A 13137-nucleotide genomic window follows, 5' to 3' on the forward strand; every position below is an offset into this window, starting at 1 on the left:
TTCGCCCCGGTCGTTTTTTTTAACCCCGTACGATGTCGCCGGCGCGGCGGGCGATCGCCCACAGGTTGCGCGGAGTGAGGCGCCTGGCTTGCCGCCAGATCGGCGTCGGACGCAGGTAGAAACGCCGATAAGCGCGGCGCAGTTCGCGGTACAACACGGCGGGCGTCAGAAATTCGGTCCAAACCGGCGGCTGGAACGAGGAATCCGGATGCCGGGCGAACGACCGCCACACCTCGGGATCGATCAGCCCCCGCGCGACCGCCACCTCGAAAAGCGGCGTCCCCGGGTACGGCACCAACACGTTGAACACCGCGTAATCCGGATCGAGTTCCACCGCGAATTCAACCGTCCCGCGAATATCCGCCACCGCGCGATCGGTCGGCAGGCCGATCATGAAATACGCCGCCGAGGGCACGCCCGCCTCCCGCAGCAGCGCGACGGCTCGCCGGGCGTCATCGGTCGTGATGCTCTTGCCCAGCACTTCCAGGGCCTCGGGCGTGGCGGCTTCGACGCCGAGCTGCACGCGCACGCAACCGGCCGGTTTGAGCAGCCGCGCCAGTTCCGGCGTCAACCGGTCGAGGCGGGCGCGACACGTCCAGGTAAGCGGCAGCTTGCGGCGGATGAGCTCCTCGCACAGCGCGGCGGCCCGCTCGGGTTGCAGGTTGAAAGTGTCGTCAACGAAATACACCTCGCGGAAACCCTGCCCGGCCAACTCCTGCAATTCTTCGGCGACGGCCTTCGGGTCGCGCAGGCGCACCGGCGGACCGGGCGTCGAGCAAAAAGTGCACGCAAAGGGGCAGCCGCGGCTGGTTGATACCGTGGCCAGCGGCCCCGCGCTCACGGCGACGTCGCCATACAGCGAGCGATCCAGCAGCGAGCGATCGGGAGTCGGCAGTTCGTCCAAGTCCTTTGGCCGGCAAACCGGCTCCCCACGCACCAGCTTGCCGTCGCGCATGAACAGCACGCCCGGCGGCGCCGTTTCCGGCAACCCGCCCTTCCACGCCGCCAAAAACGCGGGCAGCGATTCGTCGGCTTCATCCAGGAAAGCTGCGTCAACTTCCTCCAACCCGGCCGCTTCGACCGCGAAGGCGTTGACGTGCGGCCCGCCCAGGACCCGCAGCGCCTCCGGCCGCTGTTGCTTCACCGCGGCCAGCACGTGCACGGCGTCGACGAGTTGATAGGTCGTGGCCGTCACACCCACGACATCGGGCGCGAATTCCTGCACGTGCAACAGTACCTCGCGCACGCCCGCGCCGCTGTTGCCCGCATCGAAAAAACGTACCTCGTGCCCGGCCCGCTTGAGCGCCGCGGCGACGTACAGCAAGCCCAGCGGCGGCAGCCTGCCCCCCTCGCGCACGACGTCGGGAATTTCCCCGGAAATCGCGTTGTCGCCCGGCGGGTTGATCAGCAAGACCTTCATGACACCAACCCTGCGAGACGGCGGATGTCGGCTTCGCTCCGCGGCGAGCGGCGACGCGACATGCCGGCGGTCTGCAGCCGCACCTGATCCCACATCGCGCCCGGGTCTACCGCCAGCAGCGCGACTTCCGCCCAGCAAGGGCGCAGGCAGTCGGGGCAAGACGCCGTTTCCCGGCGGATGAATTCTTCGGTCCATCGCGCGGCGATCTGTTCGACCTCCACCGCGTCAATGGTTTCGAAATGGTGGCAAAGGCTGGCCTTGCCGTCGGGCCGCAACGACAAATAGGCCCGCCCCGCCAGGCAGCGCCACGTCGTGCGGCCTTCGAGAAGGTAGCCGGGGATTTCAGCGAGAAAGGCTCGCGAGTTGGCCACGTGCCCGCGACGCTTTTTGTCGGCCACGGCTTCGTTCACGAAGGCCCGCAGCGCATCGGCCTGCTCGGGCGGAAAGGCGTGCGATGCGTCGCTGCCGAAAAAGGCGTCGCCTTCGACGTCGGCTAGATGCACCGGAATAAAACTCACCTGCGCGCCCAGGTTGTAGGCCAGGTCGGAAATGCGCGGCAGGTCGGCCAGGTTCTTGGCGCTGACGATGGTGTTGATCAACCACCCGGCCGTGTGCGGCAGGGTTTGCGTCAACATGGCCAGGTTGGCCAGTCGTTTATCGAGCCCGCCGGGCAGGCCGTCGAATTCTTCCTGCACCGCCGCGTCGAGGCTGTCGAGCGAAAACGACAGGTCGGCCATGCCCGCGGCCAAACAGGCGCGCACCTTCGCCTCGTTGACGGCCACGCCGTTGGTCAACACGCGCACGCGAAAACCGTGATCGGCAAACGCGGCGACGACCTCCGCCACATCCTCGCGCACAAAGGGTTCGCCGCCGCCGAGACTAATTGTCGTGGCGCCCCGCTCGGCCAGCAAGCGAGCGATCTCCCGCCAGCGCTCCGGCGTTGCTTCCTCGAGCTCCCCCGCCCGCTTGTAGACGCCGCACATGCCGCATCGCAGGTTGCAGCGGTGCGTGATCCCGGCGTGCACGTAGGTAAGGTTTCGGCGCAGCAAATTGACGGCGGTGCGTATCACGCGCGGCGTCATCAGGCGCTCCGTTGGTCGCGGCCGAGTATCAGGTAAAGCACCAGGCGAATCGCTTCGAGGTACCGGCGCACGTCCCGCCAACCATGGATGTTCCTCAAGTGCCGCCACCACAGCTTGGGCCGCAACAGGAAGCGACGATAAAAGCGGCGCTGCGCCGCCATCAGGCTTTCGCGCGTCCAACCGTGCGGTACGAACACCGGCTCCCAGAAAGAAAAATCGGTCGTATCGTGACCGGTCAGCGACCCCCACGACGACCACTGCTCGTATTGCGGCGTGCCGCGCATGGGCGTGTTGATCTGCACGGTCACTTCCATCAACGGCAGACTCAGCGCGAATTCGATCGATCGCCGCACCGACGCGTCGGTCTCGCCGAAATGGCCGAGCATGAAAAACGCCTTCATCTGGATGCCCTGCTTATCGCCCCATTCGGCGGCCTGCCGAATCTGCTCCGTCTTCACGTCTTTATCGATGCGCCGCAGAATCTCCGGATCGCCCGACTCGATACCCAGGCGCGCCCGCCAGCAGCCCGCCTCGCGGAACAAGGCGAACATCTCTTCGTCCACCGTGTCGGCGCGTAGGGTGCAGGTCCACTCAGTTTTGATGCCGCGGGCGATCATGCCGCGCGCGATATCCTTGGCGCGCTCGTCGAGGGTGGCAAAGGTGCTGTCCAAAAAGGCGATGCCCCGCGCGCCGTGTTCCGCAATGCAGTGCTCCACCTCGTCCAACACGCGCTCGACGCTGTGAGCGCGCATGCGCCTGCCGAACACGTTCTTGTCGCAAAAGATGCAGCCGTGCGGGCAGCCGCGGGTGGTGATCATCGGGATTTTCGGCAACTCGCGGTAATCGGCGGGGATGGGCCGGTACAGTTCTTTTTTCATCAGGTGCCGCGCCGGATACGGTAGTTCATCCAGGTGCGAGACGACTTCGGCCGGGCCCGTGTTTCGCAGCCGGCCGTCCTCGCGCACCAACAAACCGGGAATTTGCGGCCACGGCTCGCCGGCCAGAATCCGCGCGAAGGCCGTCTCGCCCTCGCCGAGCACGCCCGCATCGAAGGGTGTATCGCTCAGCGCGTCCTCACGCCACGCGGCCAGGTGCGGCCCCCCCACAATTAAAGGTATCGACGGCCACCGTTGCCGGAAGGCGTTCGCGGTGGCGACGCTCATCACCCAACTGGTCGTCACGCCGGTCAGGCCAATGAGGTCCGGCCCGAACTCGCCGGTACGCCGCATCAGTTCGGCCATCGTGAGGCGCTCGACCGCGGCGTCGATAATCATCGCCTCGTGCCCGTCGCGTTCGGCGATGGCGGCTAGGTAGCCCAGCCCCAGCGGCATGCTGTTGTAAAACAGCCGGGCCACTACGGCGTTGCCCCTTTCCCGCGGGGCAATCGGCGGATTGACGAGCAATACTTTCATCTTGGGAAAGATACCAGGGTAGTCCCGGTCGCAAAAGAGCGAAGGGGGGTTCTCAGTTACGGATCGCTTTTGACAACGAATACCCGGCGCCGCCGAACAGGATCGTGCCGGCAACCAGCAGGATAATGATTCCGGAAATCGGCGGCGAGGGAAAACGCACCGCGATGTTGGTTGTGACCTTGGCGTCTTTGGTCGGGCCCTGCGCTTTGATTTCCACGAGACCCGAAGCCGTCGGTAGCCACCGCAATCGACCGTCGGCGGCGGGCGGGCCGAGCTGGTTGATTTGCGCCGTGGCGGAGTTGGGCCGGTAGGTGACCACGAACGACCAGGCGGTCGGGTCTTCGACGTCACTTAGGGTGACGAACACTTCCTGTCCCCGAATCGGAAACTCGGGCTCGCATTCGATTTTCGCGGCCCAAGCCGGCGCAGTCAGGGCCAACACAAATACCGCCAGCAAAATCGTCGCCGTCGTTTTCATGCCGCGCCTCCTTTCTCACGCCGGTTGCGGAAGAACATAAACACGCCCGCGCCGCCCAGCGTAAAGGTCAACCAGCAGATCACAACCGACCAGTGCATGAAGCCCTGGTACGGACCGGCCTTGAAATCGTGACCGTAGAGCCCGCCCGTGATTTCCTTGTAGATCCCCGAGCCGACGACCAGGATGATCAAGCTCGGCAGCACGTAACGCAGCAGCACTTTGAACCACGCGCCGAGTTTGATCGAACTGTGCCGGTTGATGTGGGCGATCAGCTTGTCGGTGTCGAAAAGCCAGCCCAGGAAAATGCACTCGATCAACCCGCCCAGCAGCAGCCCGTAAGAAAACGCCCAGTGGTCGAACATGTCCAGCAGCGTTAAGCCCAAGGTGCCGTTGTTATCCAACCCCTTGTCGATCACCTGCGGCATGGCGAAGGAAATCGAACCGATGGCCCCCAAAAACGCCACCGCGACCACCACTCTTTTGCGCGTAAAGCCAAAGGCGTCGATGATCGAAGACACCACGGTCTCGACCAGGCTCACCGCGCTGGTCAGCCCCGCGGTCAGCAGCAAGACGAAAAACAGCACGCCGAAGGTGCGCACCCAGAAGGGCATCTGCGCGAGGCCCTCGGGGATAACGAAGAACATCATCCCCAACGTGCTGGCCTTCGGGACGATGGCAAAGGCGAACAGCAACGAGAAAATCGCCACGCCCGCCAGGTACTCGAAGCCGCAGTTCATCAACGAGATGGTCAGGGCGCTTTGCACGTCGTCGTTCTTTTTCGGCAGATAGGATGCGTACGTAGCCATGATGCCGAAGCCCAGCGACAACGTGAAGAAGATTTGGCTGATGGCGCCGAGCCACACCTCGCTGCTTTTCATCACGGCCCAGTCCGGCGTGAACAGCAGGTACACGCCCTCGAGCCCGTTGTCCAAGGTCAGCCCGCGGAAAATAAGGACGATCATAAACAGCCACATCGCCGGCACGAACACCTTGACCACGGTCTCGATGGATTTCGTTCCCCAAAGCACCGTGAAGATGTTCAACATCCATACGAGCACGACGAACGCCAAGGCGTCGTAACGGCTGATCATGTCGAAGAAATGGCTCATCGAATTCGACAGCGTTCCCGCCGCCAACCCGAAGGCCTGCACGTCGGTCGGCGTCCACAACGGCCCGATGGAACGCAGGAGCATGCCGACGACCCAGCCGAGAATCGTGATGTAGTACATCGTGATGACGCCGGCGTTGAGCACGCCGAACCAGCCGAAATACTCGCCGCGCTTGCCGCCGATTTCCCGCATGGCCAACGGAAACGCCTTGCCGGTCATCCGCCCCAGGCCCAACTCGACGATCATCAAGGGTATGCCGATCACGATCAGCGCGAGGAAATAGGGCAGATAAAACGCCCCCGCCCCAAACCGGTAGGCGTTCGCACCGAAAAACACGATGTTACCCAAACCGATGGCGCTGCCCGACGCGGCCAGGATGAAGCCTATCTTGCTACCCCAGGCTCCCCGTTTAGAGGCTGCCATGAATCCTCCCGTCACATCTGCACTTGGATAATGAAAAATCAGGCTAAAAGGCGCGTTGCGCCAAGTCAAGCAAGGTCACGATCGGATACCGGCCGGCGCGACCAGTGTGTTTTCGTTAATGTGGGCGGCGGCGGCCCGCGCTACGGCGTCCAGGTGCTGGGTGGGGCAGACGAAAACGACCAGGCGTTCGCGCGCGGCGTCAGCGGGCGGAGTAGATGTCGCGGATCGCCTCTTTGGCGGCACGGCAATCCGGATCGATTTCCAGGGCTTTGACGAAATACAACTCCGCCATGCTCGTATCGCCCGCCTCCTTGTGAATGCGGCCGAGGTAGACGTAGGCGGTGGTGTTGCGCTGGTCCACTTTGAGCGCTTCGCGCACGCGGGCCGTCGCATTCTGCAGCGTTTCAGGAGTTCGTTCGTGGGTTTTGAAATACGCCCATCCCAGGTACACGTGCAGACTGGGCTCGGCGAAACCACGTTCCTGAGCGATGTTCAACGCTTCGAAACCGCGTTCGAATTCTTCCTGTTCCAGAAGAGCCACGCCCATGCGATAAATTTGATCGGCAGGATCATCGGCTGCGAAATCAAGATGGTCCGGCTCCATATCTTCCCCCATCGCCAACTCGTCCGGCGCGTCGAAGTCGATGTTCAACCCGTCGTCTTCGGCCGCAGCCACGTTGGTGCGGTCGACCATTTCGCCGAAATCGTCGTCGGCATTTTCGGCGTCGATATCCGGCAGCTCGCCGATATCGAAATCGTCGAGTTGATCCAGTCCGATTTCATCCGGTTCCGCCTGCCCGTCGTCGGCATCGGCCAACCGGCCTTCGATAATCTGCTGAAACTCTTCCGCCACGTGCCGCGCGGCGTCCGATTCGACATCGTCCGCCGACGTCTCCGTGGGAGTCACGTCAGCCGGTCTTTCGTGAATGCTTTGTTCCGCTTCCTCAACGTCGCCGGCCCGACCGCCCCGTACTTCCTCAAGCCGTTGCTTGATTCGCGCACGCAGCAAGACCGCCAGAGATTCGGTGGAATCGGCTTGCCGCAAATCGGAGATGTCGACACCCTGCTCGGCCGCTCGGCGCAGAATCTCCGCGGCGAGCTTCATACTCTCGGCATGGTGGTGTTCGTCCTGACCCGCCGCCGCCGGCTCCGGTTCGGGTTCCTGGGCGACTTCCTCGTGGATACGATCCACGCTTTTTTCAGCCTGCCGGAACGCCCATTCCCATTTTCCCTCTTCGGCCGTGGGCGCGGCGGTTTCGGTTTCGCCGCGTTTTTTCTTTCGAGAGACGCCGCTGCGGGCGAATTTCGCGCATTCGATGGTCAGCAGGCCGAAAATCAGGGCGCGCACGTCCGGCGCATCTAGTTCCGACTCCGCGACGATGTCCCCCGGCGTCTTGCCCTCGCGAATCCATTGGCCGATCTGCTTTTCGGCGTCGGTGACCAACACGTCATCAAGGTCGATCAGCGCGTCCTTGAAGGTTTTCAAGGGCGTCGCGGAGCGTTTGCGTAACCGATCCTCGATCATCCCGGGGTGATAATATTTGCGGATACCGTCGATCAGCCAACGCAGCGTGCGCTGGGGGTCGGGTAGCTCCTGAGAATCGGGCATCTCCTGCTCGTAAAACGCGTAATCGCCGCTGCGCCAGTTGAACAAGCCCATGATATTGCGTTCGTAATAGATGCCCGCCAGACGACGAATTTGCCCGTACTGGACCATTTTCTGTTCGATCATCAGGTGCAGCGCGGTGGTCTCTTCCGCCTTCGCCTTCGCGCCGAAATTCTGTAACTCTTCACTGGTAATGACACCGTGGTGCACTAAAAACAAACCGAACTCGGGCTCCTCGAACAGAAACCGCTCACACAGCACCAAACAGCCTTCGTTCAGGTAGAGCCGAACGCGGGTCGGATCACCGTCGAAAGAAAGCACACCCCGTTTTTTGGCCTTGAAGAATCCATAAATTAACCTAGCGGGATGAATCTGGGTTAAACTACCCTTAATAGCGGGCGTTTCTAAGGGGCGAGTGTCGTGATTAATAGGCATCATGTACGAAAATTTGTTCGAGTCTCTGGTTGCGTGTCAAGCCACGTGCGAATTTTCCACTATTTTCGCCACGTTGGAAAGACTAAATTCCAATTTGTCGAAAAAAAAATGTCCTGCCTGCTGATTATTGCCGCCATATCGGCGCTCTTCGCGGTCTCCACATTCGCGGCCGACGACGTTGTCGTGCTGCAACCACGCCACCGGACCGCCCAAAGCCTCCTGCCCGCCCTGGAGGCGGCGGCCGGAAAAACCGCCACCATCGGCATCGATTCGCGCACCGGCCGCATCATCGTGCAGGGCGACCAGGCCGCTATCGCCCGGGTCAAAAAAGTCCTGCAGCAACTCGACGTTCCCCTGCGCAACGTGCTTGTCGAATGGCAGCGCGTCGGCCAAACCGAATACGAAAACCTCGGCATCGACGTCACATGGCGTGTCGAAGGACGCGGCTGGCGCGTGGGCACCCTGCCCTTGGAAGGCACCGAACGAGGTGGCCTCGTCGGCACCCGAGGCGGCGTCACCAAACGCATCCACCGCAGCACCGACGCCTCCCGGCAAACCGTCCGCGTGCTGGAAGGGGGCACCGCCGCCCTGGTGACCGGGCGCAAGCAAGGTTTCTCGCCCGATCGAGTCGCTGTCGGACGTGGGCGGCGCCCGCTGGTCGCCGGAAGCATTCAAGACGTTCAGGTCTCGTTGATGGTGCGCCCGCGCGTGGTGGGCGAGCAGATTGAGCTGGCCGTGTTCCCGCAGACGGTATGGTTCACCGACGCCGGGCGGCAAGTGCAAGTCGCCGAAGATTTGGCCACCGTCGTGCGAATTCAAAGCGGCGAACAGTTCCTACTCGGCTCGGTGACCGGGCAATCGCAAACGACGATATTGCAGGGAGTCTTCGAACAACTGGAGCAGAACCACGCGGCGACCGATACCGTCTATTTGATGCGGGCGACCATCGAGCCCTAACGGTTAGGGTATCGGTTGCTTGGCGCGGCGGATTTTCGCGCCCAGCGCGTTGAGCTTGTCGTCCAGGCGTTCGTAGCCGCGATCCAAATGATAGATCCGCAGCACTTCGGTCACGCTGTCGGCCGCCAGCCCGGCCAACACCAAACTCGCCGACGCGCGCAAATCGGTCGCCATCACCGGCGCGCCGGACAGCAGCGGCACGCCGCGCACCAGGGCGGTGTTTCCTTCGATGCTGATTTGCGCCCCCATGCGCTGCAATTCCGAGACGTGCATGAAGCGATTCTCAAAAATCGTTTCGGTGATCACCGAAAGCCCGTCGGCCAGGCACGCCAGGGCCATCAATTGCGCCTGCATATCGGTGGCGAAGCCCGGATAGGGGCGCGTCTTGACGTCGACGGCGTGTATGCGGTGCGGACCGATCACGCGCAGGTCGCCGTTTTCCGGCTCGATCGTCAGGCCCGCCTGCCGCAGCTTTTCCACGACGGTCTGCAAATGGTGCAGCGGCGCGTTTTTCAGCAGGATATTCCCCCGCGTGACGCCGGCGGCGACCATCAGCGTACCGGCCTCGATGCGATCGGCGATCAGGGTTTGTTCGACACCGTGCAATTCGCTCACGCCCTGAATGCGAATCACGTCGGTGCCGTCGCCCTCGATGCGCGCGCCCATGCCGCGCAGCCAATCGGCCAAGGCGGTGATTTCCGGTTCCCGCGCCACGTTTTCCAGCACCGTTTCGCCTTCGGCGAGCGCGGCGGCCATCATGAGATTCTCGGTGCCGCCGACGGTGACGAAGTCGAAACATACCGTGTTGCCGCGCAGACCGTGCGGGGCCGACGCTTCGATGTATCCGTGCTCCACGGTGATTTTCGCGCCCAGCCGCTGCAAACCCCGCAGGTGTTGGTCCACCGGTCGCGCGCCGATGGCGCAACCGCCGGGTAGCGAGACGCGGGCCCGGCGCAACCGCGCCACAAGCGGCCCCAAAATGAGCACGCCCGCGCGCATGGTTTTGACGATTTCATACGGCGCTTCGTGGCCGACCAAGCCGGCCGGATCGACGCGGATGTCGCCGTTCTCGCCGCTCAGCTTCACGCCAAGGCCTTCCAGCAGCCGTTTGACCGTGCGGATATCGTGCAGTTGCGGCACGTCGCGCAAGGTACTGGGCGCTTCGGTGAGAATCGTGGCGCACAACATCGGCAACGCCGCGTTTTTCGCCCCGCTTACCCGCACTTCACCCAGCAGCCTCTCGCCGCCGGTGATGACCATTTTTTCCACAACCGCCTCCTCGCCGCTTAGCTGCGGCGTCCGATCACTACTCGCTCGATGCCCGCCAGGTCGCAACGCCTCTCGACGCCGTCAAAGCCGCCCGCCGCGAACAACTCGGCTACCGCGTCGGCCTGCCCCGCCCCGCACTCCACGACCAGCCAACCGGCCGGTTTGAGCGCTTCACGCGCCCGGGGTACGAGCTTGCGAATCACATCCAAACCATCCGGGCCACCGTCCAACGCCAGGGCGGGATCATACTGCGCGACCTCGGGCATCAGCGTCGCCAAGTCTCCCGAGGCAATATAGGGCGGATTGCTCAGCACGGCGTCGAATCCGCCGGCCTCGGCATCCAGCAAGCTTACCTCGCACACCTCAACGCGGTCTTCCACCTGGAGCCGCGCAATGTTCTCGCGCGCCAGGTCGGCCGCCTCGGGCGACACTTCGGTGGCCGTTACGCGCCACGCGGGGCGTTGCTTGGCCAGGCTGACGGCCACGCACCCGCTGCCGGTGCCGACCTCGCACAGCGCGGCGTTTGTTTCCGGCAGTAACGCGAGCGCCGTTTCCACAAGCAGTTCGGTCTCGGGCCGTGGAACCAGCGCGCGGGCGTCGCAAAGAAAAGACAACCCGTAGAACTCCCGGGTTCCTACCAAGTGCGCCACCGGTTCGCGGCACCCGCGGCGCCGCACCCATTCGCGCATCGTCGCCAGTTCGCCGGCCTCCAGCGGTTGATCGAAGCGCAAATACAGCCCCACGCGGTCGCAGCCCAATACCTTCGCCAACAGCACTTCGGCATCGAGCCGGGCGCTTTCAATTCCCTTGCCCGCGAAATAGTCGCGACACCAATGGAGCAGTTTTAGAACAGTCCAGGTTTCATTCATGATCGTCTTTCGACTCGATTCGGGGCGGCCGGACTCGAACCGGCGACCCCCGGTTCCCAAAACCGGTGCGCTACCAGACTGCGCCACGCCCCGAAAAATGACACCGGAAAATAGCACGCGGCCACCGCCGGCTCAAGACGAACGATGGGGCCGGCCCCAAGAAAAAGCGCGGCGGAAACCCGCCGCGCTTTTATGTTTCAATGCTACTCGATCAGCAACCGCAACCGTCGTCGTCGTCGTCATCGTCGTCGGCGCCGTCGCCGCCGTTGTCGTCGTCGCTGCCGGTCGTGTCATCATCGCCGGTCGTATCGTCGTCACCGATCGTGTCGTCGTCGCCCGTGGTGTCGTCATCACCAACGGTATCGTCGTCGCTGCCGAACACGGTGATGGTCACCGTGTCGGTGTCGGCATCGGTGCCGTCGTCGACGGTCAGCGTCACGATGATGTCGCCCGCCGTACCGGCCGTGAAGGTCGTCGCCACGGCAGTCGCGTCATCAAAGGTCACGCCGTCGGCTTCCCACAGGTAGGTCAACGGGTCTTCGTCGGCGTCGGAGGAGCCGCTGCCGTCCAGGGCCACGGTGTCACCGAGGTCGACTTCTTGATCATCGCCCGCGTCGGCAATCGGCGGGTCATTAAGCTGCGTGTACTTGTAAACCGCCAAGTCGAACGCGGCGGCATAACCGAGCTTGTTGCTGCCCCAGCCGAAACCGAGTATCGGGTGGCCCCACGGCACGACGGTGTCTTCCTGTTGCCAGGTCAAGCCGCTGTCATCGGAATACATGATCAGCGCTTTGTAGCTGAAGCTGTTACCGGCCGCGCCGCCCAGGAATCCGATTTGGCCGCTGGGCTGGAAGGACATCGCGCCCAGCGCGTAAGACGGAGCGCCCGGAATGTTGGGCTGCGGCACGCGGGAAGTCACATCTTCCCAGGTGTCGCCGGCGTCTTCGGAGACCCACAGGTTGTAGGGATGCGTCGTGTAGACGTGCGGATCGCCCATCACCCAGATGGTGTCCTCATCGACCATTTCGACCCACATGTAGCCATCGCTGGGTGTATCTTGCACTAGTTCCCAGGTCTGGCCGCCGTCGTGGGTGCGGTAGATTTGGCCGTCGGTGTACTTGCCACCCATCAATTCGGGGTGCTCTTCACGATACTTCAAGCGATACATCGGGTCGTGTTGATACAGCGCGCGATGTTTGGCGCTGCGGTACATCGCCATGGCCTCTTCATAGGTCATTTCGCCCTTGGCCTCGGGTTCGTCTTCCATCGAGCCGGTGATGATGAAACCGTACTCCGGCGTGATGAAATCGACGTCGTTGAAGTAAGTCTCGTTGTTGCCCGGCGAGTTGATGCGGTTCCAGCTCGCGCCGCCGTCCTGCGTCCGAATGATGTACTGCGGGCCGCCGACCGCGTACCCGATGGTGTCGTCGGCGTAATCCATCGCGGTGGCCATGTTCATCATGCTGGCGCCGTTAATCTCGGCCACGGTCCAGTTGATGCCGCCGTCGTTGGAGTACTCAATCATGGTCTGCATTTGGAGCATGCAAACGAACATGCACGCCGGGAACGGCGTCTGCTCGAGGCATTCCGGGTTGATGCCGAAGCCGATGAGCTGCACGTTGTCCGGACCCGTCGAGTCGACCTGCAGGAACATGTTCATGATCTGCAGCATCATGCAATCATCGGTTATGTAGGTCATGTCCAATTCGTGAATCGGTACGAATGTCTGGCCGCCGTTGTGCGTGGCCCAAGCGTGCTGAATCGACAGCGCGCCACTCTGATACATGCCCACCGTGTAGGCCGTGTCTTCATCCGGCACCGTAATGCCCATGACCGCGGCGTTGGACAAACCCGGCGGGTACGGCAACGGATCCCAGACTTCTTCCCAGACTCCGTATTCGGCCATCGCCGGCATGGCCCATAGGGCAGCCGCCATGCACAGTGCCAACAAAATACTAACTTTCTTCATTTCGAAAAACCTCCTGAAATATTATGACGCCGCCAAGCGGGATCCGTTCATCCTTATCCGCGGCTTCGCGGGCCGTGATTCCTCAGCCCCTGATACTAGAACGGCCTT

10 protein-coding genes and 1 tRNA gene are annotated in these 13137 nt (G+C 62.8%); 1 reads left to right on the forward strand and 10 read right to left on the reverse strand.

Annotated elements, in window-relative coordinates; all coding sequences use genetic code 11:
• Positions 1–19: 19 nt before the first annotated feature.
• From P9L99_14070 to P9L99_14095, 6 genes are all read right to left on the reverse strand, one after another.
• Positions 20–1420, reverse strand: coding sequence for a radical SAM protein (locus tag P9L99_14070; protein MDP8224483.1), 1401 nt, complete (start codon positions 1418–1420; stop codon positions 20–22).
• Positions 1417–2502, reverse strand: coding sequence for a radical SAM protein (locus tag P9L99_14075; protein MDP8224484.1), 1086 nt, complete (start codon positions 2500–2502; stop codon positions 1417–1419). The genes P9L99_14070 and P9L99_14075 overlap by 4 nt, the downstream gene beginning before the upstream one ends.
• Positions 2502–3914: a radical SAM protein gene (locus P9L99_14080; GenBank protein MDP8224485.1), complete on the reverse strand. Its 1413-nt coding sequence runs from the start codon at positions 3912–3914 to the stop codon at positions 2502–2504. The genes P9L99_14075 and P9L99_14080 overlap by 1 nt, the downstream gene beginning before the upstream one ends.
• Positions 3915–3966: 52 nt before the next feature.
• Positions 3967–4392 carry a hypothetical protein gene (locus P9L99_14085; protein MDP8224486.1) on the reverse strand — a complete coding sequence of 142 codons (426 nt, stop codon included), beginning with the start codon at positions 4390–4392 and terminating at the stop codon, positions 3967–3969.
• Positions 4389–5924 (reverse strand): hypothetical protein, encoded by a 1536-nt coding sequence (locus tag P9L99_14090; protein ID MDP8224487.1) that lies wholly within the window; start codon positions 5922–5924, stop codon positions 4389–4391. Before P9L99_14090 ends, P9L99_14085 begins: the two co-directional genes overlap by 4 nt.
• 199 nt (positions 5925–6123) lie before the next feature.
• Positions 6124–7965 (reverse strand): DUF4388 domain-containing protein, encoded by a 1842-nt coding sequence (locus P9L99_14095; GenBank protein MDP8224488.1) that lies wholly within the window; start codon positions 7963–7965, stop codon positions 6124–6126.
• A gap of 108 nt (positions 7966–8073) precedes the next feature.
• On the opposite strand from P9L99_14095, the gene P9L99_14100 reads away from it, so the two are divergent.
• The gene (locus P9L99_14100) at positions 8074–8922 is read left to right on the forward strand and encodes a secretin N-terminal domain-containing protein (GenBank protein ID MDP8224489.1); all 849 of its coding nucleotides are present in this window, start codon (positions 8074–8076) and stop codon (positions 8920–8922) included.
• A gap of 3 nt (positions 8923–8925) precedes the next feature.
• Here the strand turns inward: P9L99_14100 and murA are convergent, their stop codons facing one another.
• The 4 genes from murA to P9L99_14120 all read right to left on the reverse strand — a co-directional run bounded on the left by murA (position 8926) and on the right by P9L99_14120 (position 13029).
• Positions 8926–10182 carry a UDP-N-acetylglucosamine 1-carboxyvinyltransferase gene (gene murA / locus P9L99_14105; GenBank protein ID MDP8224490.1) on the reverse strand — a complete coding sequence of 419 codons (1257 nt, stop codon included), beginning with the start codon at positions 10180–10182 and terminating at the stop codon, positions 8926–8928.
• Positions 10183–10208: 26 nt separating this feature from the next.
• Entirely contained in the window at positions 10209–11060 is an 852-nt protein-coding gene (prmC, locus tag P9L99_14110; GenBank protein MDP8224491.1) for a peptide chain release factor N(5)-glutamine methyltransferase, read from the reverse strand.
• Positions 11061–11079: 19 nt separating this feature from the next.
• Positions 11080–11153 (reverse strand) — tRNA-Pro (locus tag P9L99_14115).
• 118 nt (positions 11154–11271) lie between these two features.
• Complete coding sequence (locus tag P9L99_14120) at positions 11272–13029, reverse strand: PKD domain-containing protein (protein ID MDP8224492.1); 1758 nt, start codon at positions 13027–13029, stop codon at positions 11272–11274.
• Positions 13030–13137: the final 108 nt, after the last annotated feature.

Source organism: Candidatus Lernaella stagnicola, from assembly GCA_030765525.1.
In the GTDB taxonomy this organism is placed as follows: Bacteria; Lernaellota; Lernaellaia; order Lernaellales; family Lernaellaceae; genus Lernaella; species Lernaella stagnicola.

Excerpts from the sequence above, each read along its gene's own strand:
- P9L99_14095 (MDP8224488.1), bottom strand. The coding sequence starts at position 7,965 with ATGCCTATTAATCACGACACTCGCCCCTTAGAAACGCCCGCTATTAAG.
- prmC (MDP8224491.1), bottom strand. The coding sequence starts at position 11,060 with ATGAATGAAACCTGGACTGTTCTAAAACTGCTCCATTGGTGTCGCGAC.
- P9L99_14080 (MDP8224485.1), bottom strand. The coding sequence starts at position 3,914 with ATGAAAGTATTGCTCGTCAATCCGCCGATTGCCCCGCGGGAAAGGGGC.
- P9L99_14120 (MDP8224492.1), bottom strand. The coding sequence starts at position 13,029 with ATGAAGAAAGTTAGTATTTTGTTGGCACTGTGCATGGCGGCTGCCCTA.
- P9L99_14070 (MDP8224483.1), bottom strand. The coding sequence starts at position 1,420 with ATGAAGGTCTTGCTGATCAACCCGCCGGGCGACAACGCGATTTCCGGG.
- P9L99_14075 (MDP8224484.1), bottom strand. The coding sequence starts at position 2,502 with ATGACGCCGCGCGTGATACGCACCGCCGTCAATTTGCTGCGCCGAAAC.
- murA (MDP8224490.1), bottom strand. The coding sequence starts at position 10,182 with ATGGTCATCACCGGCGGCGAGAGGCTGCTGGGTGAAGTGCGGGTAAGC.
- P9L99_14100 (MDP8224489.1), top strand. The coding sequence starts at position 8,074 with ATGTCCTGCCTGCTGATTATTGCCGCCATATCGGCGCTCTTCGCGGTC.
- P9L99_14085 (MDP8224486.1), bottom strand. The coding sequence starts at position 4,392 with ATGAAAACGACGGCGACGATTTTGCTGGCGGTATTTGTGTTGGCCCTG.
- P9L99_14090 (MDP8224487.1), bottom strand. The coding sequence starts at position 5,924 with ATGGCAGCCTCTAAACGGGGAGCCTGGGGTAGCAAGATAGGCTTCATC.